This is a genomic window from Holdemania filiformis, from assembly GCF_003459085.1.
Taxonomy (GTDB): domain Bacteria; phylum Bacillota_I; class Bacilli_A; order Erysipelotrichales; family Erysipelotrichaceae; genus Holdemania; species Holdemania filiformis.
Genome location: NZ_QRUP01000001.1, coordinates 291,360 through 317,021, shown reverse-complemented (window position 1 = coordinate 317,021; position 25,662 = coordinate 291,360). Strand labels below are relative to the sequence as shown.

The 25,662-nt window shown below is 52.0% G+C and carries 23 protein-coding genes and 1 other RNA gene; 18 read left to right on the top strand and 6 right to left on the bottom strand.

All coding sequences use genetic code 11. The features are described 5' to 3' along the window. Window positions 1-81 precede the first annotated feature (81 nt). The 3 genes from DWY25_RS01585 to recU form a co-directional block, all read right to left on the bottom strand. Window positions 82-2,799, bottom strand: coding sequence for a tetratricopeptide repeat protein (locus DWY25_RS01585; RefSeq protein WP_117892819.1), 2,718 nt, complete (start codon window positions 2,797-2,799; stop codon window positions 82-84). 98 nt (window positions 2,800-2,897) lie between these two features. Next, the gene (locus DWY25_RS01580; RefSeq protein ID WP_117892816.1) at window positions 2,898-5,888 is read right to left on the bottom strand and encodes a transglycosylase domain-containing protein; all 2,991 of its coding nucleotides are present in this window, start codon (window positions 5,886-5,888) and stop codon (window positions 2,898-2,900) included. A 3-nt stretch (window positions 5,889-5,891) separates the two neighbouring features. Then, window positions 5,892-6,479: a Holliday junction resolvase RecU gene (recU, locus tag DWY25_RS01575; protein WP_117892813.1), complete on the bottom strand. Its 588-nt coding sequence runs from the start codon at window positions 6,477-6,479 to the stop codon at window positions 5,892-5,894. A gap of 172 nt (window positions 6,480-6,651) precedes the next feature. Here recU and DWY25_RS01570 point away from each other — a divergent pair, with 172 nt between their 5' ends. The 16 genes from DWY25_RS01570 (at window position 6,652) to DWY25_RS01490 (ending at window position 21,897) form a co-directional block, all read left to right on the top strand. Next, window positions 6,652-6,981 (top strand): DivIVA domain-containing protein, encoded by a 330-nt coding sequence (locus DWY25_RS01570; RefSeq protein ID WP_072683558.1) that lies wholly within the window; start codon window positions 6,652-6,654, stop codon window positions 6,979-6,981. Between the two features lie 4 nt (window positions 6,982-6,985). Further along, window positions 6,986-7,344, top strand: an RNA gene (rnpB, locus tag DWY25_RS01565) — RNase P RNA component class B. A gap of 333 nt (window positions 7,345-7,677) precedes the next feature. Next, window positions 7,678-8,559, top strand: a complete 882-nt coding sequence (locus DWY25_RS01560; protein ID WP_006060849.1) for a helix-turn-helix domain-containing protein — start codon at window positions 7,678-7,680, stop codon at window positions 8,557-8,559. A gap of 3 nt (window positions 8,560-8,562) precedes the next feature. Next, window positions 8,563-9,156, top strand: a complete 594-nt coding sequence (gene pgsA / locus DWY25_RS01555) for a CDP-diacylglycerol--glycerol-3-phosphate 3-phosphatidyltransferase (protein ID WP_117892809.1) — start codon at window positions 8,563-8,565, stop codon at window positions 9,154-9,156. Further along, window positions 9,143-9,622, top strand: a complete 480-nt coding sequence (locus DWY25_RS01550) for a CinA family protein (RefSeq protein WP_244925903.1) — start codon at window positions 9,143-9,145, stop codon at window positions 9,620-9,622. Before pgsA ends, DWY25_RS01550 begins: the two co-directional genes overlap by 14 nt. Before the next feature lie 55 nt (window positions 9,623-9,677). Next, on the top strand, window positions 9,678-10,709 hold the full coding sequence (gene recA, locus DWY25_RS01545) for a recombinase RecA (protein WP_117892803.1): 1,032 nt from the start codon (window positions 9,678-9,680) through the stop codon (window positions 10,707-10,709). Between the two features lie 239 nt (window positions 10,710-10,948). After that, a complete protein-coding gene (gene rny / locus DWY25_RS01540) occupies window positions 10,949-12,505 on the top strand; it encodes a ribonuclease Y (RefSeq protein WP_006060853.1) in 1,557 nt (518 codons plus the stop codon). Next, window positions 12,505-13,275 carry a TIGR00282 family metallophosphoesterase gene (locus DWY25_RS01535; protein WP_117892800.1) on the top strand — a complete coding sequence of 257 codons (771 nt, stop codon included), beginning with the start codon at window positions 12,505-12,507 and terminating at the stop codon, window positions 13,273-13,275. Before rny ends, DWY25_RS01535 begins: the two co-directional genes overlap by 1 nt. 49 nt (window positions 13,276-13,324) lie before the next feature. Further along, window positions 13,325-13,591 carry a stage V sporulation protein S gene (locus DWY25_RS01530; RefSeq protein WP_006060855.1) on the top strand — a complete coding sequence of 89 codons (267 nt, stop codon included), beginning with the start codon at window positions 13,325-13,327 and terminating at the stop codon, window positions 13,589-13,591. Window positions 13,592-13,622: 31 nt separating this feature from the next. Further along, window positions 13,623-13,796, top strand: a complete 174-nt coding sequence (locus DWY25_RS01525) for a 4Fe-4S binding protein (protein ID WP_006060856.1) — start codon at window positions 13,623-13,625, stop codon at window positions 13,794-13,796. Window positions 13,797-13,893: 97 nt separating this feature from the next. Continuing rightward, window positions 13,894-15,348 (top strand): tRNA (N6-isopentenyl adenosine(37)-C2)-methylthiotransferase MiaB, encoded by a 1,455-nt coding sequence (miaB, locus tag DWY25_RS01520; RefSeq protein ID WP_117892797.1) that lies wholly within the window; start codon window positions 13,894-13,896, stop codon window positions 15,346-15,348. Between the two features lie 310 nt (window positions 15,349-15,658). Further along, entirely contained in the window at window positions 15,659-17,326 is a 1,668-nt protein-coding gene (locus tag DWY25_RS01515; RefSeq protein WP_117892794.1) for a ribonuclease J, read from the top strand. 13 nt (window positions 17,327-17,339) lie between these two features. Beyond that, window positions 17,340-19,625, top strand: coding sequence for a DNA translocase FtsK (locus DWY25_RS01510; RefSeq protein ID WP_117892791.1), 2,286 nt, complete (start codon window positions 17,340-17,342; stop codon window positions 19,623-19,625). A 171-nt stretch (window positions 19,626-19,796) separates the two neighbouring features. After that, the gene (locus tag DWY25_RS01505) at window positions 19,797-20,864 is read left to right on the top strand and encodes a BMP family ABC transporter substrate-binding protein (protein ID WP_117892788.1); all 1,068 of its coding nucleotides are present in this window, start codon (window positions 19,797-19,799) and stop codon (window positions 20,862-20,864) included. 245 nt (window positions 20,865-21,109) lie between these two features. Continuing rightward, the gene (locus DWY25_RS01500; protein WP_244925902.1) at window positions 21,110-21,247 is read left to right on the top strand and encodes a helix-turn-helix domain-containing protein; all 138 of its coding nucleotides are present in this window, start codon (window positions 21,110-21,112) and stop codon (window positions 21,245-21,247) included. Window positions 21,248-21,486: 239 nt separating this feature from the next. Beyond that, entirely contained in the window at window positions 21,487-21,897 is a 411-nt protein-coding gene (locus tag DWY25_RS01490; protein WP_002334817.1) for a hypothetical protein, read from the top strand. On the opposite strand, the gene DWY25_RS01485 is transcribed toward DWY25_RS01490, so the two are convergent. From DWY25_RS01485 to DWY25_RS01475, 3 genes are all read right to left on the bottom strand, one after another. Beyond that, on the bottom strand, window positions 21,846-22,712 hold the full coding sequence (locus DWY25_RS01485; protein ID WP_001255868.1) for an aminoglycoside 6-adenylyltransferase AadE: 867 nt from the start codon (window positions 22,710-22,712) through the stop codon (window positions 21,846-21,848). The two genes, DWY25_RS01490 and DWY25_RS01485, sit on opposite strands and share 52 nt — an antisense overlap. 175 nt (window positions 22,713-22,887) lie before the next feature. Next, window positions 22,888-23,433: a P-loop nucleotide/nucleoside kinase family protein gene (locus DWY25_RS01480; RefSeq protein ID WP_001071501.1), complete on the bottom strand. Its 546-nt coding sequence runs from the start codon at window positions 23,431-23,433 to the stop codon at window positions 22,888-22,890. A 28-nt stretch (window positions 23,434-23,461) separates the two neighbouring features. Next, window positions 23,462-24,265: a helix-turn-helix domain-containing protein gene (locus DWY25_RS01475; protein WP_002334816.1), complete on the bottom strand. Its 804-nt coding sequence runs from the start codon at window positions 24,263-24,265 to the stop codon at window positions 23,462-23,464. A 338-nt stretch (window positions 24,266-24,603) separates the two neighbouring features. On the opposite strand from DWY25_RS01475, the gene DWY25_RS01465 reads away from it, so the two are divergent. Both DWY25_RS01465 and DWY25_RS01460 read left to right on the top strand, forming a co-directional pair. Further along, window positions 24,604-25,017, top strand: a complete 414-nt coding sequence (locus DWY25_RS01465) for a cysteine-rich VLP domain-containing protein (protein WP_002588751.1) — start codon at window positions 24,604-24,606, stop codon at window positions 25,015-25,017. Between the two features lie 111 nt (window positions 25,018-25,128). Further along, the gene (locus tag DWY25_RS01460; RefSeq protein ID WP_002588752.1) at window positions 25,129-25,524 is read left to right on the top strand and encodes a replication initiator protein A; all 396 of its coding nucleotides are present in this window, start codon (window positions 25,129-25,131) and stop codon (window positions 25,522-25,524) included. The last annotated feature ends 138 nt before the right edge of the window (window positions 25,525-25,662 follow it).

Genomic DNA, 25,662 nt, shown 5'->3' with positions numbered 1-25,662 from the left:
GAAATCCAATTTTATAAATCGATGCTCCTTTGGCAGAGTGTCGTCCACTTGGAAATCGAGCAGATTGATTGCGATGAACTCTTATTTGCCCTTGAACAGCTTGAAGCCTTTCGGCTTTTCCAGCTCTTTGAACGCCTGATCCATCCAATCCGGATGGCGGCCTTCGTCTTTCGCTTTGTTCAGCCATTTCAGTGCTTCCTCGCGCTTGCCGGTTTTCCAGTAATGGTAGGCCAGGACCGTGTGGAACCACGGCGTGTCGTAGCCTTTTTCCAGCGCTTCCTTTAAATAGACGTCTGCTTTCGGGTGGTGGCCTAACCGGTCTTCGGTGCAGCCTAACTGCGCCAGCAGCCAGCCGCTTTTTTCCTCACGCAGATGCGCGGCCCGCTGATAATAATCCAAAGCCTTGTCATACAGTTCCATTTCGCTGTAATTCCAGCCGAATTCCTCGTACAAGGCAGCTTCGTCATGGTCTTTCGCCTTGCGCAGATGCGCGATCGCTTCGCGATGTTCGCCCAACGGTCCCAGATTGCGCGCCATCATCCAGTGGTAATCGCTGCAGTCTTTTTCATCTTCATCAAAGCCCAGCGGGACTTCCTTTAATGCGGCCTCGTATTTTTCCATGCGGTTGTAGACGATGGCCAGCTGATAGTGCGGCCAGCTGTCCGCGTAGCCCATTTCCAGGCCTTTTTTCAGACTGGCCTCCGCCGCTTCCAGCTGGTTCGTATTTTTATAGGAAATCCCCAGCTGACAATACGTCCAGGCGTGATCCGGCTTGAGTTCGATCGACCGCTTTAAATAATCGATCGCTTCCTCGCTGCGGTCAAGCTGATTCAGGCAGTAGCCCGCTTCGCCCAAGACCCAGCGGTCGTCGGTTTCCGAAAGATTCAGTTTCTCCAATACGGCCAGTTCATCCTCATAGCGACTTAATTGCGAGAGGATCCAGGCTTTTTCACGTAAATTCCACGGTTCTTCAAAATCCAGCTGTTTGGCTTTTTCCATCTCATCCAGCGCTTCGTCGAAGTGCTTCAGGCGGCTCAGCGCATAGCCTAATTGGGCGTGGGCCCAGCCGTCTTCCGGATCCATTTCAATTGACCGCTCGAAAAGCTTGCGGCCTTCTTCATAGTGATCCATCTGAATTTCATTCCAGCCGATTTCATTGACGATCCACAGATCGTCGCGGCCCAGTTCCTGGGCTTTTTTCAGTTGTTCCATCGCGTCTTCGTTGCGCCGCAGCCGGCCGAAGTTCCAGGCTCTTAGCGAATACAGCTCGATATCCTGCTTGCCTTTTTTCTCGGCGACCGCCAGCTCGGCCAGCGCCTGATCGTAGCGGTCCAGCTGGCTGAAGGCGTCGGCCTTGCGGTAATGCAGCCAGTCGTCGTCGCGCCCCATCTCCATCGCTTTCTGCAAGTATTCCAATTCCTTGTCATAAGCTCCGATCCGATGATACAGCCAGGCGCAGTCGCTCCAGATCCAGATTTCGTTAATGCCGGTCGCCAGTGCTTTTTCATAATTCTCCCGCGCGGCGTCCAGTTGGTCCAGACGTACCTGATTCCAGGCGATCTGCGCCAGCACCCAGCCGTTTTCCGGCTGTTCTTCCAGCAGCTTGAAATACACGTCCAGCGCTTCTTCCTTATGCCCTCCGGCCGCGAGATTCCAGCCTAACTGGGTTTTAACCCAGAACGGATCGTTGTGGGACGCAACCGCTTTTTCATAATATTCGGCGGCTTTGTCATATTCGTTGACCTCTGAATAGTCATAGCCCAGCTGGGCATACAGCCAGGCGTCGTCGCGACCTAAGCTCAGGGCTTTTTCCAGCAGCGGCAGGGCTTGCTTGGAATCACCTTTCTGGGAGAGCTGATAGGCTAAATGCGACAGTGCGGAGATGTTGTCCGGATCTTTCTGCAGCGCCAGCTCAAACTGCGGGATTGCGTCCTCCGGTTTGTTCATGTCTTCATTGACATAGCCGATCTGTACCTCGATCCAGGCGTCGTCGCGGCCTAATTCCTTGGCTTTGAGAAAGTGCGGCAGAGCCTCTTCCGGCTTGCCCTGCATCGCGTAGCAGCGGGCCAGCTCGCATTGGCTCCAGATATCCTGATCGTTGATCGCCACGGACTTTTCAAGGTAAGGCAGCGCTTGTTCCGGATGATCGAGCGTGTTGCAGCAGAAGCCCAGTTCGTTGAGCAGCCACAAATCGTTCGGATTGTCCTTGATCAGCTCCTGCAGAATCTCCAATTCGTCTTCCAACTGATTGACGCGCGAACAGCTCCAGGCATATTCCTTCATCACCCACAGATCGCGGTAATTCATCGTCAGCGCTTTTTTTAATTCGATCAGCGCCTGATCCGGCTGTTCCATCCGGTTGTAACAAAAGCCGATCTGAGCGTGGCACCAGCCGTCGGTCTGATCGAAATACAACGCTTCCTCAAAGTAGCCGACAGCTTCCTCGAACTTGTCCAGCTGTGTCAGAGTCCAGCCTTTTTCACGGTACAGCCAGGCGTCGTCGCGGCCTTTCTTTTCTGCCTGGTTCAAGTAATCCAGCGCGGATTCGTGCATTTCCATTTTGTTGAGCACCCAGCCCAGCTGGGAGAGAATGCCGGCATCGTCCTGACCTAAGCTCAGCGCTTTGTTTAAACTCCAGAACGCTTCCTGATAGCGTTCGAGCATGCCCAGAATCCAGCCGCGTTCGCTGTAATACCAGGCTTTATCATGAATCTTGGCTTCGTTGGCGTCGAGCGTCAGCAGGGCTTCCTGAATCTGATCTTCATCGACTAATTTCTGAATTTCTTCTTCGATTTTCAAGTTATCAGCTCCTTGTTCTCATTTTAACATAAAAACGGCAGAGCGAATTGAAATTCCTCTGCCGTGATTGAAATTAAGACTTTTGTAAGAATACCGAATCAATCCTTGTTCTCATCGTTTTGATCCTGGGTATCCTCGCTAGGCGTTGGATCCGGAGAAGGCGAAGTGTCCGGACTTGGATCGGTAGACGGGGTCGGATCCGGCGTTGGCGCCGGCTTTGCCGTACAGCCCTTGATCGGATCGCCCTCATAGCCCTGATTGCAGGCACAGGCGCCGTTGACGACGGACGCGTTGTCGCCGCAGGCAAGACCGACGTACAGCGTGACGGCGAAGCGGGCCTGCCCGATTGTCGACTGCATGAACGTCATCGTTGTCCCGTTGACCTTGGCGCCGTTGGAAATGATTTCGTTAGTGCCTTTCTTTGCTTCATCGGCAACTTCCGTAAAGCTGACGGTGACGCCGTTGGCGCTGGCCCAGCTTTCAATTTCCGCCTTGGTCGCTTTGTCGGACGGGATCGTCAGCTGGATCTCCTTGTCTTCAACCTGGATTTCCTTGCAGATCTCATTGCTTCGGTAATTCATATTTTCATACGCGTAGTAGCCGCAGACGTTGACCTTGTCGCCCGGCTTGACGTCGATGTGCTGATCGATGCTGGATTGTTCGCTGGTTACGTCGAACGAGAAGTCCTGAATGGAAACCTGCGCTTTGTAGCGGATCGGACCGTAGACCCATGTCCAGTCGAACGCGACCGCACAGTCCGGCGCGTCGTACCACTTGCCGCCGACTTCAATGCCGAGATTTTTGGTGTTCGGCGCGACGGTGAGCTTGCTTGCGTCCGGGTAATCACCCCAGGTCAGATGCAGGTTGCCGTCGGTGCTCAGGCTGGCGTCGAACGTGCCGATATCCTGAACTGAAGCCTGCAGCGGATCGGCAAGCTTGTTGAATTCCTTTTTGATCATGCCGGTGGTCACGAAGCTGCCGTCCATGCCTTCCAGCACCGCGGTGTACGGATACAGGCCCTTGATATGGGTGATCGAGGTGACGCCGTCGGGCTGAGTGATCGCCGGCGGATTCTCCTCGTCTTTATGCAGGACGTCGAGCATCAGCTTGGAGATGTTGCCCGGGATGTTCAGTTTGCTTTTCTGCGAATCAAAGTAAGTTTTTTTATCTTTAATCCCTTTTTCATAACCAACCCAGACCGCGTTGGTGTATTTCGAGCTGGACGCGATCATCCACTTATCCTTGGCCGCGCCCTGCGGAATGCCGAATTTCAAGCCGTCGCTGCCCCAGTCGGTCGTGCCGGTCTTGCCGTAAATCGGATAACCGCGCTTTAAGATCTGCATGTAATTGGAATACGGACCATAAACCGCCTGGTACATCAGATGCGAAGCCAGATAAGCGGATTCGGCGCTGATGACCTGGGTTCCGGAATAATCCGGTACGACCGGCGAGGTGCCGTCTTTGAATTCAATCTTGGTAATCGTGTGCGGCTTGATGTAGCTGCCGCCGTTGATCATCGTGGCGTGGGCGCCGGCCATTTCAACCGTACTGGCTTCGTAGGTGGAGCCGCCGATCGCGTAGCCGACGTTGAATTCGTCCTGGGTGACGCGGCTGAAGCCGAGGTTTTGCAGATACTGCACGACCTTCTTGCTTCCGATCGCGTCGATGACTTCCTGCAGCGTCTTTAACGCCGGAGTATTCAGCGAGTTGCCGACGGCGTATTCCAGCGGAATATCGCCATAGTAGCGGCCGTTGAAGTTTTTGACGACCTTTGTCGTCCCGGCGTAATTAAACGGCGCGTCAGTGACCGTGTGGGATGTGGACCAGCCGAGGTTTTCAAAGGCCAGGGCATAGGATAAGAACGGTTTGACCGCGGAACCCGGCTGCTTGTACTGATCGGTCGCATGGTTGAGCAGCAGGCTGCCGCCACCGGCGTAATTGCGTCCGCCGCCGATACCGACGATCTCGCCGGTCTGGTTGTTCATCGACACGATCGCGATCTCCATCAGGTCGTCCGGGAATTCCACGTTGGTTTTGCCAGCCTGGATGTCGTCGATCTGCGTCTGGACTTCTGGGTCCATCGATGTGTAGATTTTCATCGGCACGACGGTCGGATCCATTCCAGTCAGCTCTTTCGCTTCGGCGATGACCGCGTCGACATAGCTCTGGTACGGTGTGCCGCCGTCGGTGCTGCCCTTATTGACAGAGCTGTCCACCAGCTGATCTTCAATTTTGATCGACTTGGCCAGCTCGGCTTCCTGTTTGGTGATGTAGCCGTGCCGCTGCATCAGGTTGAGCACCGTGTTGCGGCGGTCGGTCGCGTAATCGAGATTTTTAAACGGATTGTAGGCGTTCGGCCGGTTGATGATCCCGGCCAGCAGCGCGCTCTCGCTGAGGTTCAGCTCGCTGACGTCTTTGCCGAAGTAATACTCGGCGGCCTTCTGAACGCCGCGGATGTTGCCCGAGCCGCCGAAATTCAGCTTGTTCAGATACAGCTCGAAAATTCGCTTTTTGTTTGTCTGTTTCTCTAACTGCATCGCCAGGAAGATTTCCTGAACCTTACGCTTGACGCCGGCCAGCTTGCTGCGGGCCGCCATTTCGCCGGTTTCATCGTTGGTAAAGTAGGTGTTTTTGACTAACTGCATCGTAAAGGTTGAGCCACCCTGCGAAAAGCTCAGCGTTTTCAGGTTGGTCAGAAACGCTTTGGCAAAACGCGGCAGGTCAAAGCCGTTATGTTCAAAGTAACGGCTGTCCTCAACCGCCACAAACGCGTCGACTAAGGACGTTGGCATATCCTCATAGGAAACGTTCGTGCGGATCTGCTGACCGATGTCCTGGATCAGATTGCCGTCCTTATCAAGGATCTGCGTCGATTCCTTGCTTTCAAAGTTGTTGATGTCGATCTTCGGCGCGTCTTTGATCATGCTGCCGATCATCACCATCCCGGCGCTGCCGCCGATCAGGCCCAGAACCACAATCACCGAAACGATGATCGTCGCCATATTCTTGGCGTTGATTTTTCTTCTTTTGACCGTTTTCTTTTTCGCCGCCGGCTTTTTCTTCGGCGGTTGTTTCTGCGTCGTATTCATAGCTCACTTCTCCTTAAAGTATAGTTCGTCGATCACCCGCAGGTAATGCACCGGCGGGGTCAGCGAATACGGAATCAGAATCCCTTCCTGCACAAACCAGGAATAAGGCAGGGATTTCCGTTCGGCCAGACGATACTGCCGGATCATCTTGGCGGCATCGACATAGTAGGTTTCATCGTAGGCGATAAACCGGACGATGACGAAGGCGATCGCTCCCTGCCGCAGCACCCGCTCCAAATGCTCGATCTGATGCAGATGAATGTGGGAGAAGGGAAAGGAAGTCTTCGAGCGTGTTTCCTTCGCCTCAAAGTCAATCGCTTTGCCGCGGTAGACGCCGTTGTAATCCGTTGTGGAAGGTACCTTGAAGTACGCTTCCGTGATTTTGGCGGCGCTGCGCTTGGGATAGTCGACCTGCACGATCTGGATTGGGGTGGGTTTCTTGTGAATCACCGCTTTGTCCAGCTGCAGGTAGTATTCATTGGTCTTGTTCAGATCATTTTCCAAAGACATCCCGCGGCCGCCGGCCGACTGTTTCAGCGGCTGGGCGTTGACTGAACGCGCGGCAGTCTTTCCATTCGGATAACCGATCATATCATCACCTTCCATTATTATATACAACATTGCGTCGTTTTTCTAGGAATACCCGGGATTCGTAACAAAATCGTAAAGTCTGACCGGGGTTTGTCAAAAAACGTTTTGTGATATGACTTGCTTTTTAACCCCTGATCTGCGAAAATAAAGGAAGACGGAAGGTTGTGACACGATGGAAAACAAGCTGAACTTAGATCCCCAGACAATTCTGGACAAAGAATTTCACGTTGACTTCAAAGGGTATTCCCCGGCGGAGGTGGACGAATTTCTGGATTCGGTCATTCAGGATTATCAGATCTACGAACGCAAGATCGGCGAACTGGGTGAAAAGCTGATGGCTCAGGAACGGGCCAACGCTTCGCTGAAAGCCCGGATCATCGAACTGGAAAGTCGGCAGAAAGTCATGGAAGAAGCGGGCCAGAACTCGTTTAATCAGGTTGACATTCTGAAGCGGCTGTCGCGTCTGGAACAGGAAGTCTATAAAAACAAACAGATGGATTAGTCTTCTATCCGGGCAATCGCTGGCTTGACCAAAGCTAGAGGAAAGTCCATGCTCGCACAATCTGCGATGATTGTAGTGTTTGCGCCGGCCCAATCAATAAGACCGGGCAGCCGCAAGGCTGACGGCTGACGAAACCCTAAGGTTCGTTTGAACTATGGCGGACGTCTGTAACAGTGTCACAGTGACGGAGTTTCCGGGGAAACCCGGAAAGTGGAACGCGATAAACCCCGCAAGCGAGAAACCCAAATTTGGTAGGGGAACTTCCAGACCTGAAATGAAAGGCGCGGAAGCCGTCCGCAAGGACGGAGATAAATGGTTGCCGCCCGGTCCGCAGGGATCGGGAACAGAACATGGCTTACACGATAGAAGGCCGGGAGCTGAGCGATCAGCTCCTTTTATTCTATTTTCAGCGGAAGCAAAGAAATGGAACTCGAAACTGGAATTGGAATGCAGAAAATTCTTCATCAAGAAAGAAGGAACTCAGTTGCGGATTCTTGGGGAGGAAAACCGATTAAGGTTGAACTTGAAAATAATTCATCTTTGTGCTATAGTGAGTTTGTCCGACAAAAGTCGGTTCCATTCACCTCGGTTTGACAAACGTGACGCTTTGTCGACCGCTTTCAGCGAGTTCTTGTTTTACAATTAGAACAACACTTGATATAATTGTTCTGATATGAAAAAAAGAGGTGCAGCAGAATGAAAGAAATTGGTGCTACATTGAAAAAACGCCGGGAAGAACTCGGCTACACTCTTGAGGAAATGAGCAATAAAACGCGGATTTCCGTCGCTCAGCTCAAAGCGCTGGAGGATGGGGATCTGGAGTTCTTTAAGGATGACCTTTCCTATGTCCGGTATTTTGTCCGGTTCTATTGCCAGGCGCTGTATCTGGATTTTGATCCGCTGCGCGATCAGCTGAGTCAGGATCTGGATCAGTTCACCGAAACGATGAGCTTAAAAGCCATTCATGACCGGGAAGAAATGCAGTCGAATATTGAAAAGAAGATCAACAAGGCCTCAGGCACGTTGAAAAAAGAGAAGAAAAAGATTGATTACTCGCTGATTTCCTTATTAGCGGTGATCGCGGTGATGCTCGTCTGTCTGAGCGTCGTGCTGTTTAAGACAGTGCCGAACTGGTTTAAATCGGAACCGAAGCCGGACAGCTTCCCGACGGCCGACGTCACGCCGACACCTTCGCAGACACCGGCGGACACGCCGGATGTGATCGACCAGCCGTCCGCGCTGACGGTGACGATGGCGGCTAACGATCCTTCGACGTATGAGGTGCGTGGATGGAAGGCGCAGGAAAGCTTTACAATCGCCGTTACGTTTGCGCAGGATACTTGGATCCGGGTGCTGGAAAACGACGTTGCGACCGACAATCCGGCAAGCACAACCTATCATGCCAACGACGTGATGGAGATCACCCGCACGGCGTCCCAGGATTTAAAGATAACGATTCACTTTGGAATCGTCAAAAACAACACGATTACGATCAACGGCGAGGCGGTAACGCTGGACGCCGGGATCGCGGCGAAAACCAGCGGCCAGAAGATCAACTTTATTCTGAAAGGAGAATAAGCTATGAATTTACCTAATCGTTTAACCGTGATGCGGATCATCATGATTCCGGTCATCATTTTGATCGCGATCTTTCCTTATTCTCAGTTCGGGATTGAGATTCCGCTGCTGCAGTTTGGCTTCGTGACGCTTTCGGCGGTGAATATCGTCATGCTTGTGCTGTTCTGCGTTGCCAGCTTTACGGACTTTCTGGACGGCTACCTGGCGCGGAAGAACAATCTGGTCACAACCTTCGGTAAATTTGCCGATCCGATCGCCGATAAGCTGTTAGTCACGACGATGTATATTTTATTTGCAGCGCAGGGCACGATTCCTGTTGTGCCGGTGCTGATTATGGTTGCCCGCGACACGATTGTGGACGGCATCCGCATGATTGCCTCAAGCAGCGGCGTCGTCATGGCGGCGGGATATCTCGGTAAGCTGAAAACCGTCGTGCAGATGCTTTCGATCATTACAATTTTATTGAATAATCTGCCGTTTGAGCTGTATCGTCTGCCGGTTTCGGATTTCTTATTGTGGTTTGCGGCGTTCACGTCGCTGGCCAGTGGAATTTCCTACTTTAATCAGATGAAGGAGTACATTTTTGAAAGCAAGTAGTATGGCGGAACTGGCGGCGCTGGTTCGGCAACGGGGCTGGACGCTGTGCAGCTGTGAAAGCTGTACGGGCGGATTGTTTGCCAGTAAGCTGACGGAAGTGCCGGGCGTATCCGCTTTCTTTAAGGGGGCCGTCGTGACCTATTGGACGGCGATGAAGATCGACGTCGTGCATGTCGATCCGGCGATTATCGATCAATACGGCGTCATCAGCGAGCCGACAGCCAAAGCGATGGCGGAGCAGTGCGCGCTGTTGATGGACTGCGATATGGCGGTGGCCTTTACCGGCAACGCCGGACCGGACGTCATGGAGGACAAGCCGGCCGGGATGATCTGCACGGCGATTCATGTTCCCGGTCAAACCTGGACGGCGACCGACCTGTTAACCGGGACCCGCCAGGAAGTGCGCGAACAGATCGTTCAGAGGGTTGTGGAGCGAAGTTCGACATTTTTACGACAGATTTGGTAAAATAAAAAGGATTTTTAAAAAATTTGCGTATATAAAGAGTAGCGGAGGGACAGCTATGGCAGAAAAAGAGAAGAATAAAGACGCACTACTCCAGGACACACTCAAACAGATCGAGAAGCAATACGGCAAGGGGTCCATTATGAAACTGGGCGACCGGGCCAACGTCGACATCGACGCCATCAGCAGCGGTTCGATTGCGATCGACTACGCGCTGGGCATCGGCGGCTATCCGAAAGGCCGGATTATCGAGATCTACGGACCGGAATCCTCCGGTAAAACGACACTGGCGCTGCACGCGATCGCCGAGTGCCAGAAAGCCGGCGGCCGAGCGGCGTTTATCGACGCGGAAAACGCGATCGACCCGATGTACGCGAAGAATCTGGGCGTCAAGATCGACGATCTGATCTTATCCCAGCCGGACAGCGGGGAACAGGCGCTGGAAATCACCGAAATGCTGATCAAGAGCGGGGCGATCGATCTGATCGTCATCGACTCGGTTGCGGCTTTAGTTCCGCAGGCGGAACTGGATGGCGAAATGGGCGATTCCCAGGTTGGTCTGCAGGCCCGTTTGATGTCGAAGGCCATGCGGAAGCTGGCCGGCGTTATGAACCGCAGCCAGTGCACCGCGATCTTTATCAACCAGCTTCGTGAAAAGGTCGGCATCATGTTCGGAAATCCGGAAACGACGCCGGGCGGCCGGGCCCTGAAGTTCTATTCTTCAGTGCGCTTGGACGTGCGCCGCAGCGAAGCAATTAAAAATGGTTCGGAAATCGTTGGCAACAAAGTCAACGTCAAGGTTGTGAAAAACAAGGTCGCGCCGCCGTTTAAGGTTGCGGCGATCGAAATCATGTACGGCGAGGGAATTTCGCATATCGGCGAAGTTGTCAGCCTGGGCGAATCGTTTGAAATTATTAACAAGAGCGGGGCCTGGTTCTCCTATAACGGGGAGAAGATCGGGCAGGGCCGTGAAGCGGTGCGGGCATTCTTAAAAGCCAATCCGCAGCTGGATGAGGAAATCACCGCTAAAATCAAACATAAACTCTTTCACGGCGACGAGGAAGAAACGCCGACTGAAGAACAAGCTTAGGCTTGTTCTTTTTTTCGTCATGCTGAAAAAAAACGCTTCGTTACGGGCGTGCGCGGGTGGATTGGGGTGTAAGGGCTTCCTTTTTGAAGGATAAAACCGTCGGAAAAGTAATGTAAAAGCCGATGAAAAAGAAAGAAATTCTGGAAAAACCGTGCTTTGTTATTGTGAAAACGGTTAAAATTAGGTATTATTATAAAGGAGTCACAACTCTACACAACTGATAATGGAGGAAATAAGGTATGATGAATTCACTTGTTTTGTCCATTTTATCTGGTATTGGGGGTTTAGCTGTCGGTGTCATCATCATGGTGATCACATCCCGGCTGGGCTTAAATCGTGATCAGCAAAAGGCAAAATTGCTGTTAGAAGAGGCACAAATTAAATCTGAGAACTTAGTCCGACAGGCTGTGCTGGACGGCCGTACGCAGGCGTACGAGCTGAAGCTGGCCGCTGAGAAAGAGGTTAAGGAAAGAAAACAAGAGCTTCAGGATAAAGAAAATAAACTGACGCGTCGGGAAGATAACCTGAATTTTCGTGATGAAACCTTAACGGCGAAAGAAAAACAGATTGAAAACAAAAACAGCCAGATCACGGATAAACTGAATGTACTGGAGAAGATGGAAAGTCAGCTGCAGGCCAAGATCGACAATCAGATTGTCGAATTGGAACGCATTGCATCGATGAGCGCCGACGACGCCAAAAAGGAATTGATGGACGCCGTCGAAAAGAAAATGGATAAAGAGGTCAGCGTTTATATCCGCGAACGGGAAGATGAGGCACGGTCTAAAGCTTCGGATTCCGCCCGCAATATCATCGCGCTGGCGATTCAGCGTTATGCTCAGGAAGAAACGATTGAACGGACGGTTTCCGTCGTCGGTCTGCCTTCCGAGGAAATGAAGGGCCGGATCATCGGCCGCGAGGGCCGCAACATCAAGGCGATCGAACAGGCGACCGGCGTCGATTTGATCATCGACGACACGCCGGAAACGATTACGGTATCCTGCTTCGATCCGATCCGCCGCGAAATCGCGCGGCAGGCGTTGGAAACGCTGATCCGCGACGGCCGCATTCAGCCGGGCCGGATCGAGGACGTCGTCCGCAAGGTGACCAACGAACTCAACGATACGATTATGAAAACCGGCGAGGACGCGGTGTTCAAGCTGCAGATCGGCCGGATCGACAAAGAGCTGGTCAGACTGCTGGGCCGCCTGCGGTTCCGTTACAGCTATGGACAGAACGTCCTGCAGCACAGCATGGAAGTGGCTTACCTGTCCGGCATGATGGCCGCGGAACTGGGCTTGAACCAGACGCTGGCCAAGCGCGCGGGCTTACTGCACGATATCGGCAAGGCGCTGGACTTTGAAATGGACGGCAGCCATGTCGAGCTGGGCGTGAAGGTCGCGAAGAAGCACGGTGAAAACGCCGTCGTCATCAACGCGATTCATTCGCACCACGGCGAAGTTGAACCGACGACGCTGATCTCCAATCTCGTCGCCGCGGCGGACGCGTTGAGCGCAGCTCGTCCGGGCGCCCGGTTTGAAAGCTTTGAAAACTATATCAACCGGCTTGAACAGCTGGAAGCGATCGCCAACGGATTTGAAGGCGTCGACAAGACGTATGCGATTCAGGCCGGACGCGAAATCCGCGTCATGGTCGTTCCGGATAAGATCGACGACGTGGCGTGCCATCGCGTAGCGCGCGATATTAAAGATAAGATCGAAGCCGAGCTGACCTATCCTGGACAGATCAAGGTCACCGTCATTCGAGAAACCCGCGCCAGCGAATTAGCGAAATAATGCGAATTTTATTTATCGGCGATATCGTCGGTTCCCCAGGCAGGCAGATGCTCCAGCAGCACCTGCCTGCTTTAAAAGAAAAGATCTGTCCGGACCTGACGATCGTCAACGGCGAGAATGCCGCCCATGGCAAAGGCATCACCAAAAAGATTTATTATCAGCTGCTGGGCTGCGGAGCTGACTACATTACGATGGGCAACCATACGTTTTCCAAAAGTGAATTGAAAATGTTTATTCAGGAAGCCGACCGTCTGATCCGGCCGGTCAACCTGGCTCCGGTTGAGCTGGGCGAGGGCGTGCGCATCGCCAGGGTCAACGGAAAGCGGATCGGCATGGTCAATCTGTGCGGCGAGGTGTTCATGGACAACGTCGTGCGCAGCCCGTTTGAGTGCATGAGCGAGATCCTGAACCGGACCTTGGCTGATCTGTGGTTTGTGGATTTCCATGGTGAAACCACCGGCGAAAAGGAAACGTTTGCGCAGGTGTTCGCCGATCGGTGCGTCATGATCGTCGGCACGCACACCCACGTTCAGACCGCCGATGAGCAGCTGATGCGGGGCTGTGCGTACATCAGCGACGCCGGCATGTGCGGTGCTTTCGACAGCATCCTCGGCCGCGATAAGCGGGAAGTCATCGAACGCACGCTGTACCAGATCAAAACCCGGTATACGGTTGCGGAAGGACCGGCGATGTTATGCGGCGTGTGGGCGGAAATCGACGAAATCACCGGCCGCGCTACGCGTATCGAACGGATTCAGATCAGACCTTAACATAAACCCCTTTTTTCTCACATATCCTGTTAGAAGAAAGGGGTATTTTATGGAAATATTAAAAGTATCAACGAAATCCAATCCGAATTCGGTCGCGGGCGCGCTAGCCAACTTATTAAAAGAGAACGATCGGGTCGAAGTCGATACGATCGGCGCCGGCGCGATAAACCAGGCGATCAAGGCGGTCGCAATCGCGCGCGGCTTCGTGGCGCCGATCGGTCTGGAGCTGTTCTGCGTTCCGGCATTTATGGATATCGTGATCGACGGCCAGCCCAGAACGGCGATAAAACTTATTGTTGAAAAAAAGCAACCATGATATAATAGGTAACATAAAGGAGGATGAAACAATGCCAGCAAAAGTAGATAAAGATACATGCATCGGCTGTGGCGCATGCGCAGGAGTTTGCCCGGTAGGAGCCATTGCATTACAGGACGATGGAAAAGCGGGTGTTGACGAAGGAACATGCATCGATTGCGGTGCCTGCGTTTCGACCTGCCCAGTTTCTGCCATTTCGCAGTAATTCCATCCTGAAATAAGCAGAGCAACAGAAAGAAGGCGACAAAAAGCCTTCTTTTTGATATAATGAAACGCGTTATGAAAAAGACAAGGAGAGGCCTATGAAAAAAGACTGGAAGCTGCCGTCGCTGAAGGCGGCGCAAATACGGACACCGCAGGAGGCGGCGATCGAACGTTCACTGTTTGCCCTGGATCCGCAGGCGCGCAGTCTGGGTGTCGGCCGGCGTTATTATATCCATACCTATGGTTGTCAGGCGAATGAACGCGATTCGGAAACGATCGCCGGTATTCTTGAAGCGATGGGCTTTACGGCGGCACTGGAGGAAACGGACGCCGATCTGATTCTTTTGAACACGTGCGCGGTGCGCAAAAACGCTGAAGATAAAGTCATCGGCCAGCTGGGGGCGCTGAAGCGGATGAAGCGGGAAAATCCCGATCTGATTTTCGCGGTCTGCGGCTGCATGGCGCAGGAAGAAGACATCGTCGATCTGATTCTGAAGAAATATCATCAGGTCGATCTGATCTTCGGTACGCATAATCTGCATCGTCTGCCGCAGCTGTTGACGCAGGCCATGCTGAGCCATGAGCGGACGGTCGAAATCTTCTCCAAGGAAGGCGAAGTCATTGAAAACCTGCCGGTCCGCCGCTTTGGCAAGCATAAGGCGTGGGTCAACATTATGTACGGCTGCGACAAGTTCTGTACCTACTGCATCGTGCCGTATACCCGCGGCAAAGAACGTTCGCGTGATCCCGAAGACGTGCTGGCGGAGGTGCGCGAACTCAAAGCGCAGGGCTATAAGGAGATCACCCTGTTGGGCCAGAACGTCAACGCCTACGGCAAGGACCGCGCCAGCGGCTACGGTTTTGCCCAGCTGCTTCGCGATACCGCGGAAATCGGCGTCGAGCGGGTGCGCTTTACGACCAGCCATCCATGGGATTTTACGGATGAGATGATCGACGTGATCGCCAGCTATGACAACATCATGCCCGCGATTCATCTGCCGGTGCAGTCCGGAAGCAGCGAAATGCTTAAGATCATGGGCCGGCGTTATACCCGCGAAGAGTATTTAACGCTGTTCCATAAGATTAAAGACCGGATTCCGGGCTGCTCGTTCACCACCGACATCATCGTCGGCTTCCCGAACGAAACGGAGGAACAATTTGAGATGACGCTGAGCCTGGTCGACGAATGCCAGTACGACGGCGCCTTCACGTTCATCTACTCTCCCCGCGAGGGCACGCCGGCCGCGCGGATGCAGGACAACGTGCCGGCCGAGGTTAAAAGCCGCCGTCTGCAGCAGCTCAATGAAAAGATCGCGTTTTATGCCCATCGCAATAACGAGCCGTATCTGGGCCGGATCGTGACTGTGCTGGTCGACGGACCATCCAAGAAAAATGATCAGGTTTACAGCGGCTACAGCGAGACGAACAAGCTGGTCAACTTCACTGCTGAGCATGCCGAGCCGGGCGATCTCGTTCAGGTCCGGATCACCGAAATTCATTCCTGGTCGCTCAACGGCGAAAAGGTTGAGCAGCCTGAACCGGAAATCGCTTAACGTCCCATTCCAGAACCGCAGCCGCATTTTCCTGAAGAAAATCCGCCGCGGTTTTTTGTCTGCTTTTTTCTGGAGCCGGCCGTCGCAGGGGGAAACGGGACCTGATCGTTCATGGAAAAAGATTGAAATCCAGACCGGGGTATGATATAGTTTACCCACGAAGCTATCCCTGTTGGGCCGTATCATGATTGACCAAAACCGCCTGGACAAGCGCTTTTCAACGATTGAAAGCGTTTTTCCTGTGCTGTGCGCGGTTGTCAGGGAACGTTGGACAGGGTATAATAAAGAAAACATCATAGGAGGAATTTTCATGGATCAAGTACGTCTGTTCGCTTTAGGCGGGCTGGATGAAGACGGCAAAAACATGTATGTGGTTGAAGTCGGCGAATCCATTTTTGTCATTGAAGCGGGCTTAAAATATCCGGAATCCACCGATCAGTTAGGGATCGAACGGATCATTCCGGACTTTAAATATTTAATTGAGAACCAACACCGGATTCAGGCGATTTTCATTTCGCATGGTCATGACGACGTCATGGCGGCGCTGCCGAATCTGCTCCGGCATGTCAAAGCGCCGGTCTATTCGACGCCGTTAACCGCGATGCTGATCGAAGAAATGCTGAAAAAGGAAGGACTGCGCGAGATCCGCGTACACCGCGTCAAGCGCAATTCCAGCTTTAAGATCGCCGGCATTCCGATCCGCACGTTCGGCATGACCCAGTCGATCGCCGACGGCTTCGGCCTGTCGATCGAAACGCCGCAGGGTGCGATCGTCTACACGAGCGAATACATCGTCGACTACGATATTCATAACGACGCCTTTTCCTGCGATATCACCGCTTTGGCGGAGATTGGCAAGCGCGGCGTGCTGGCGTTGATGACCGAGTCGGTGGGCGCGGACCGCGAAGGCCATTCGGCGCCGCATCACCGGATCACGGAGTTTGTCGAACCAGCGTTTGAAGATGCGGAAGGCCGGATTATCATTACGACCTATCATCAGAATTTATACCGGATCATCGAGATTATCGAACTGGCGAACAAATACAACCGCAAGGTTATTTTCTATGACGACGATCTGCGCGCGATTTTAAAGGCTGTCGAAAAGATGGGCTATTACCGCATGCCGATCGGTCTGGAAATCCCGAAATCCAAGTTTACCAACGAATTGAAAGACGTCGTGGTGATCGTGTCCGGATCAGGCGATCATGTGTTCCGGCGAATGCACAAGGTTGCGCTGGGCGAAGACGCGATGCTGCGGCTGAACGGCCAGGATACCGTCGTCATCGCCTCGCCGGTGGTGCCGGGAACAGAACGTGAAGCGACGAATATGGAAAATGAGCTGTATAAGGAAAATGTCCGCGTCGTGACGCTGGACCGGCGCAAGGTGTATTCCATGCACGCGTCGATCGAAGATCTGAAAATGATGCTTTACCTGTTTAAGCCGACCTATTACATGCCGATCAAGGGCGAATACCGGCAGCTGGTGTCCAACGCCAACATCGCGCTGAACATGGGCTATCACGCGGATAAGATTCTCGTGCTGGACAACGGGCAGATCGCCAAGTTTGTCGACGGCGTACTCAAGTCGACGGCGGATCAGCTGACGCTGGAAGATGTTTTGATCGACGGCAACGAGAATCTCGACGTCAGCGGCATGGTGCTGCGCGACCGGGAGATTTTATCGACGGACGGCGCGATCATCGTCGGCATCGTCGTCAATCACAAAACGAAAGAGGTCATCGGCGGACCGGATGTGCAGAGCCGCGGTGTGATCTATCTGAAGGACGCCGATCACATCGTCAAGGAGATCGGCAATATCATCGAACGCACGGTCGAGGACGCCGTCAAGGAAAAACGCTATGAGAATATGGCGGTGCGGATGGAAGCCAAAGACCGGATCGTGAAATATGTCTTGAAGGAAACCGGCAAGCGTCCGATGATTTTACCGGCGATTGTCGAAATCAATGTCACGGAATAGGAGATGATGATCCGTGGCGAAAACGAAGCAGAAGAAGAAAAAAAGCAATAAGAATACCGTGGATTCGGAAATCCTGCGTTATGTGATCGCGTTGGCGGCGATCACCGTGACGCTGATCGCGGCGCTGCAGTTAGGCATCGTCGGTCAGTTTCTGACCACGATCACGCGGTATTTGTTCGGAACGTATTACGGAGTCGTCTACGGGCTGTGTTTACTCGGGGGGCTGGCTGTCTTATTTGGACAGAAGTTTCCCGTTTTCTCCGTAAAGACGCTGATCGCGATCGGCGCGGTGTTAATCGCGATGATTTTGTGGTCGGCCATCCCTCAGGATCCGCAGCTGACCGGTTTTAAGGTTTTCAGCGAGTATCTTTCCCATACCGGTGAGCATTTCAGCTCGCCTTCGACCGTCGCAGCCCAGGGCGGCGTGCTGGGTGCATTGTTGTATTCGCTCAGCTCGCTGTTGTTTGCCCGCACCGGCACGGTGCTGGTGATTTTCGCGCTGCTGGCGCTGGCGGCGCTGCTGATGATCAAGACCGAGGTCTATGTGTCGCTGTGGCAGTCGCTCACCGGAGCTTTGCATCGTGAGAAAAAGCCGAAGCCGAAACGTTCAAAACGCGAAACGGAAAGCGATTCGCTGGAAGTGGCCGCGGAAGAGCGGAAGGTGATCGGCACAGTGGAGCTGGGCAAAAAGAAGAAGAAATCGATTTTCTTAACTCCGGACGACGAACCGGCAGCGGAAGAAGAACTGCCGTCACCGGTCGTGAAGAAAGAAAAGAAAAAAGAGGAAAAAGAGAAACCGGCTGTCGAGGAACTGCCGAAGGTGGTGTCCGTGGGCAGCGGTGCGGGAGCGGTCGACTACAAGCTGCCGGCCTTGACGATGCTCGATGAAATCCAGGCCAAGTCACGCTCGGTGCTGAACCAGAACGCCGCGTCGATCAAAGGCAAGAAGCTGATTGAGGTGCTGGGCAATTTCGGCATCAACGCGCAGCTGGTCGCGACGCATATCGGTCCGGCGGTCACTAAATTTGAAATCCGCCCGGATTCCAATGTCAAGGTATCGAAGATCAACGCGATTTCCGACAATTTGAAAATGGAGCTGGCAGCCCGCGATATCCGGATTGAAGCACCGATTCCCGGCCGCAACGCCGTCGGCATCGAAATTCCGAACGTCGAAACGACACCGGTCAAAATGCTGGAGCTGATGCGTCAGCTGCCGGATGATAAAAAAGACAAGAAGCTGCTTCTGGCGCTGGGCAAGGATTTAATGGGGAAAGGCATTTTCTGCCAGCTGGATAAAATGCCGCATCTGTTGATCGCCGGCGCGACCGGCAGCGGCAAGTCGGTTTGTATGAATACGATCATCACCTCGCTGTTGATGCGGACTTCGCCGGATGAGGTAAAGCTGCTTTTAGTCGATCCGAAGAAGGTGGAATTCACGCCTTACCGCGAGATCCCGCATCTGATCGGTCCGGTGATTTCCGACGGCGCCGAGGCGGCCCGGGCGTTGAAGGTCATCGTCATGATGATGGAAAACCGCTACGAGGTTTTCGCTCAGGTCGGCGTGCGCAACATCGCCGGCTACAACGAGAAAATCGCTAAAGAACCACAGCCGAACCTGCAGCCGATGCCGTTCATCGTCGTGATCATCGACGAATTGGCGGACTTGATGGCGGTGGCCGGCAAGGAAGTGGAAATGAGCATCCAGCGGATCACGCAGCTGGCGCGCGCGGCCGGCATTCATCTGATCGTTGCGACGCAGCGGCCGTCGACGGATGTCATCACCGGCATCATCAAGGCCAACATTCCAAGCCGGATCGCCTTCTCCGTTTCCAGCGGCATCGATTCCCGGACGATTCTCGATCATGTCGGGGCGGAACGTCTGCTGGGCAACGGCGATATGCTTTATTTCCCGATCGGCGAACCGAGTCCGGTGCGCTTGCAGGGCGTCTATGTTACCGACGAGGAGGTCAAGCGGATCACCGACTTCGTTTCCGCGCAGATGAAGCCGCGCTACGAGGATGCGTTTATCCGTCTGGAAGGCGTTGATAACAATGAGAGCACAGCCGTGGTCTCCGCTCAGGACGATCCGCTGTACGAGGAAGTGAAGGACTACGTCATCGAAACGCAGAAAGCGTCGACGTCGCTCTTGCAGCGAAGGTTCGGAATCGGATATAACCGGGCGGCCCGGCTGATCGACGTCTTGGAAGAACGCGGCATTATCGGTCCGGTTCAGGGCTCGAAGCCAAGAGACGTTTACATTAAAAAAACGGACGTCCAGGACGACGAGGAAGAAAACTAAAAAATCACATGTGAAACCAGAATTGATCATTTTCAGAATCAAATCTGGTTTTTTTCTTCATTTGTCGGAATTGTCCGAAGAAAACGCCGGGTTAAGTTGACAAATGGCATTTTGAAAGTCTAATATTATATTGTAAGCATAGCTTGCACAAAGCAATGGAGGGAAAGAAAAATGAAAAAATTGCTGACCTTTGCTTTAGCGCTGCTGATGGTTGCCGGCTGTTCCAACAATGGCGGAGGAACTGCCACACCGACACCAAGCGCTGACGCAAACACAGACGGTGAAAACACTGGCTGCACGATTACCATCGGATTAGTTACCGACTTAGGCGGTATCGACGACAAGTCCTTCAACCAGGGCACTTGGGAAGGCGTAGTTAAATTCGCGGAAGACAACAAGATGAGCGAAGATTGCTACGGCTACCTGCAGTCCTCGGCCGATGCGGATTACATCCCGAACCTGAGCACCTTCGCGGATCAGAAGAAAGATCTGATTGAAGCTCCGGGCTTCCTGTTTGAAGATGCGATGAAAGAAGTTGCCGATCTGTATCCGGATCAGAAGTTCGTTATCATCGATACGGAAGTTGACAAACCAAACGTTGCTTCTGCAGTCTTTAAAGAGCAGCAGCCTTCTTATTTGGTCGGCGTTGCCGCAGCCATGAAGGCAAAAGAAGCGGGCAAAACGAAAGTCGGATTTATCGGCGGCGTTGAAAACCCGATCATCGAACGTTTTGAAGCAGGCTACAAGCAGGGTGTTGCCAGCGTCGATCCGGCGATCGAAGTGCTGACGGACTATGCCAATGCCTTTGACGATCCGGGCAAAGGCTCAACCTTGGCTCAGAAGCAGTACAATGACGGCGCGTATGTTATTTTCCATGCGGCGGGCGCAACGGGCAACGGTCTGATTAAAGAAGCGAAGGACCGTCGTGAAGCTGGCGAAGACGTTTGGGCGATCGGCGTTGACTCCGACCAGTATGACGCAGGTCTGATGTCTGACGGCACATCCGCAGTTCTGACTTCTGCGCTGAAGCGGGTGGATACAGCGGCTTACTATTTCGCAGAACAGGTCAAGAACGGCACATTCCAGGGCGGAACGATGGTCTTTGACGCAAGCAATGACGGCATCGGCTTCCCGAAGGAAAACCCGAACCTGTCTGATGAAATCGTTAAGGCGATGGAAGACGCATTAGCGAAGATCAAGTCTGGCGAAATCGTCGTTGACGAAGCAGTTCAGAAATAAGCTGATTTTCAATTTGTGAGAGGAGGGCGCAGGCTCTCCTTTCTTTTTGACAAAAGCGGTTTTCTTGCGCAGAGGCTGCAAATCTCGGATCAGAAGACGGTTTTTGTCAGAAATCCCATTGTTTTTATCCCTAATCGACGCGGCGAAGGCTGAAAACAGGCGAAGACCGGTCAACTCTACCGCGGGTAGGTGTTCCTTTTGACGCTTCGCGGTACAATGAAAACGAGGAAAGCGAGGTCAGATTTATGGATCAGATGAAAATCGGCGGTTTCATCGCCCTCTGCCGGAAAGAGAAAGGCTGGACACAGAGTCAGCTGGCCGAGATCTTGGGGATTACCGATAAAGCGGTGTCGAAATGGGAAACCGGAGTTTCCCAAAGTTAAAGATACCACATCAATCCCACGCGGACTTTTGCTCAACCGATACAGCCGGAGGGCTGGATAACAAGAAAAGGCGGTATGCGCCCCGTGGAGGGGTAGCGTACCGCCTTTTCTTGTGGGGGTTTCCAAAGGGGGCAACGCCCCCATTTGGCACACGACTTTGCGAAGCAAAGTGTAGTGTGTTATACGCTCTGCCGGCGTTGCCGTGAAAATGCCGTTGCCGCCGGGGAGGGCAAGGGCATTTGAAGCGGCAGGAAAACAGGGCTGTGCTTGCGTGGCGTGGAGCCGCAAGCGCAGGTCTGGACTCATCAGCAGACAGGGCGTATATGAAAGCCCCAGTTCCTCGTCCTACGCTCCAACTTGTGGACAAAGTGTCCCGAAGTTGTGGCCACACTCCCGGAAAAGTAGCAGGACAACGGGCAACCGTCAAGGCTGAAATGAACGGGTTTACACCCGGCCTTGACCTCCGCCCGCTGTCCCGCTGGATGGGTGGACAAGGCGGCCAATCCCTCAAAGTGCTTGGCCGCTCTCTTTCTGATTTTGAGGTATTCAGTTTTTCAAAATTGAATAATCAAAATAAATTTTTTCGATTGAAAAAATTTTATTTGTTATCATCTTCAATGCCATATTTTTTCTTTTGCCGAATCACATAATTACTGATTTTTTCATCATATAGTGGATACTGGTAATCCAACTGGCATGCCACTTCTGACGAAACCTCCCGGAACAATGCCATACATTGTTCAAAGGATTCCCACATATGGGGATAGGAATCCATATTATAAGTGGACATAAGTCGTTCCCACAATTCCTCTGGGACATATTGCTTCATAAATTTATAGTTTTTTCCCAAACTGAAATGAAATCCCTGTTTGATACCAATCAGCCAGGAAATCATGCGAAGCAATTCTTTTCGTACTATATCATTCATATGGTCAATAGCAAAAAGAATTTCTTTGCGGCATAAGCCCTTTACTACATATGTTGTAGTATTCCAAAATTCATTACAGCAATCGTCAAACATTCTTTGAGTAGGCTTCTGCAAGTGGTAGTCTATATCCGTTGGTATTGGCGGCTTTACGATACGGTTGTCTTTATCCAACAGTAACTTTACCAGTTTATCCCATGTAAAATACTCGTCTATCAGTTCCAGCGGCAGCAAAGTTAAATCTATCTTAACATCATCAGTAAACAGCATTAAATATGAAAATCCCTTTTCTACAGCTGGAAATAATTCCATATCTTCCGGCTTTTGCAGAATCAACCTTTCACCAAATATATCTAGCCATTTATCATCACTTGTGAAGCTGTCCATATCCGTAACAAAAAAAGTAATATCAAAATCCTGAAAATCATCAGGCGGAATATTTGTATTTGTTCTAGATCCTTCCAAAGTAACCATGCGAATGCGTTTGTCTGTTTTTGCAAAATTCAAAACAATATCATAAACTTCCTTTTCTGATCTCATTTTTATCTCCTCCAATTATTGAAATAGGTGTGAAGCCATTTTAGGGCTTTCCCGCCTTGATTACCCTTTAGCAAAGACGGGCGGGACTGTCAACGGCGGCGCATGAAATGCGCCGTTCATCTTGACCGTTGACTGGCTCGGCTGGCTTTGCTATCTTCCTGACAAATGGGAATGTCTAAGATAGTAAAGACGTCCCACATGCAACTCTTTCTTTTATTGCGGAAACCGTATCTTTAATTGTGAATGTAGTTGTGTCTATGACATTTGATTCATATACTCCCAAACCGGAAAATTGCTCCCACATTGTTTCCACTAATTCAATATTTGTTTTTCTATCTAATTTTGAGCGTTCCACAGCTCGCTTCATAGTTTCTTTTTTACTCGCTCTTAATACAATATAGTGTACCTCGTAATCTTCTTGGGCAAGAGCTTTCCATGGCTCCAAAAACCATGGCCCGACAATCCCATCTACAATTACATCATATCCGCCACGAGCATATCGCTTTGCAGCTTCTAAAAAGGCTTCAATGACAACCAGATTTTGCTCGTTGGATTCTGGCAAATGTGGTGGTATTGCGCCTTTGCTTAAGTAATGAAAAAAGTCATCGGTGTGCATATGCACTGATTTATCCATATCTGATTCCTTTGCGACAATTGACGCAGTTGTTGTTTTTCCTGTCCCCGGTGAGCCTGTAATCACAATAATTCTTCCTTGATTCATCTGTATTTTCCCTCACAATTCAAATTTATCACTTTGTTCCTGCCTGCTCAATCATCTTCTTCGCAAACTGCTGGAACATTTCAACAGTTTCTTTATCCATCGGTGTAAGCTGTCCGATCTGTCCAGCTATCATCGCCGTTACATCGTCAATGGAAAGTGGTTTTTGTTTCTGTTCCGCCAGTGCGTCCCGCATGGCTTGGAACATAGCGGCGGTCACAGCTTCTCCCGGCTGTTCCCCGTTGTCAATGTCTTTCTTAATGTCCCGCAGGATAGCCAGGAACACATTTTTGATTTTTTCAATCTCCGCTTCATGTTCCCCTATCTTTTGGGCGTTCAAAAGCTGTAAATCCTGCTTCGCTTCTGCCCGGTGTTCCGGGTGTTCTTTCATCAGGTCGGACAGGGAAGCCGTTGCCATCTCGATAAGCTGGTTTCTTGCTGTTATGCCCTTTGCCGCCGTATCCTGAAAATAAATCCGTATCAAATCTATCAGCTTAGGAAAATTCCTGTGTTCCAACAGGCGGTTGAGGATTTGCACATCAACAGCACCCGTCACAAGCCCCCTCACGGCTCCCTCGGACAAGCCTAATTCAGAAATATCGTAGCTTTTACGAACGCTCACGGTAGACAAGCCCAGTATGTAGTCTGTCGATACCTTAAATTCCTTTGCCACACCTATGAGAATATCACTGCTGACCGTTCTTGTTTCGCCGCTGACAATGCGGCTCAACTGGGAAGCGGAAACGCCTATCTTCTCCGCAAGTTCCTTTTGTGTGATGTGGTTCCCGTTGCATAAATCGGAAATCCGCTGTCCGGGCGTTCCGGGTAAAGCCATAGATACGCACCTCCTCCGCATACTTCCATTATACAGAATGATTGCAAAAATGCAATTTCCAAAGTGTAAACTTCATCAAAATGCAATTCTCGCAATATTCCGGGAATTGCATTTTTTTCGTGTAGACTTAGGGTAGTTCATCGATGGACGGCACCTTGAAAACAGAATGACCGTCCGAAAAGGAATACCCCGGCTGGGGAAGCACCGCAAGGAGTCGGACTTCGGGACAAAATGTCCCGAAGTTGCGAGGAGCGTGCCAACGCCGGAACACGCCGCAGGAATGGGGCAGGAAACCTTTTCGGGGAGAACGGCAACGGAAAGCAAAATGGAGGGAACGCATGAGAGATAACCCCTATAAAGACTTGCCGCCGCTGGAACGCAGGCCGGACGGTTCCCTTTACCGCATGACCCCGGCGCAGAGAAAACAGGCGGCCAGCCTGATACGCCGGGAGTGCTGTTGCTGTGAGGACGGCAACTGCATTGTCCTTGACGATGGGGACACCTGCACCTGTCCGCAGACGATTTCTTTCTCGGTCTGCTGTAAGTGGTTCCGCTGGGCGGTCTTGCCGCTGGACGGGACGCTGGAAGCGGAGATTTTCCGGGATAAGGACTTGAAACGCTGTGAGGTCTGCGGCGGTGTGTTCGTCCCCAAATCCAACCGGGCAAAATACTGCCCCGGCTGTGCCGCCAGAGTTCACAGGCGGCAGAAAACAGAAAGTGAACGGAAAAGGAGGTCTGCTGTGGACAGTTAGGAGCGAAAAAAGCCTTGATTTATCAGGCTTCGCAAGCCCCAAACCGGGGCTGGTGGTATAAAGTATCGCCCGCCCCGGAAAACGGGCTTCTAACCGTCCACAAAACGCACTATGACAAATACCATCTATATCCATCAGCCGGAAAAGGCGTTCAGCTTCACCCGGCTCCCGAATTTCCTCTTTGAAGCCCCCACATTCAAGCCCTTGTCCAACGAGGCAAAGGTTCTGTACGCCTTTATCCTGCGCCGGACAGAGTTATCCCGCAAGAATGGGTGGGCGGATGATTGCGGACGGATTTATCTGTACTATCCCATCTGCGAGGTGGTTGACCTGCTCCACTGTGGGCGGCAGAAAGCGGTAAACACCCTGCGGGAACTGCAATACGCCGGGCTGGTGGAGATCCAGAAGCAGGGCTGTGGAAAACCCAACCGCATTTTCCCAAAATCCTATGAAGCGGTTCCAAACACCGACTTCAAGAAATCCGGTTCTGGTACGCCGGAGGGCTGAAAACCGTACTTATGAAGTGAGGAAATCACTCCCCGGAAGTACGAAAACCGGACGGTATATAGAAATACAAAGATTAAAAAGATTTATTTATATTCTATCCATTCCAATCCTATCCGAGCTAATTTCTGCGGGATTTTC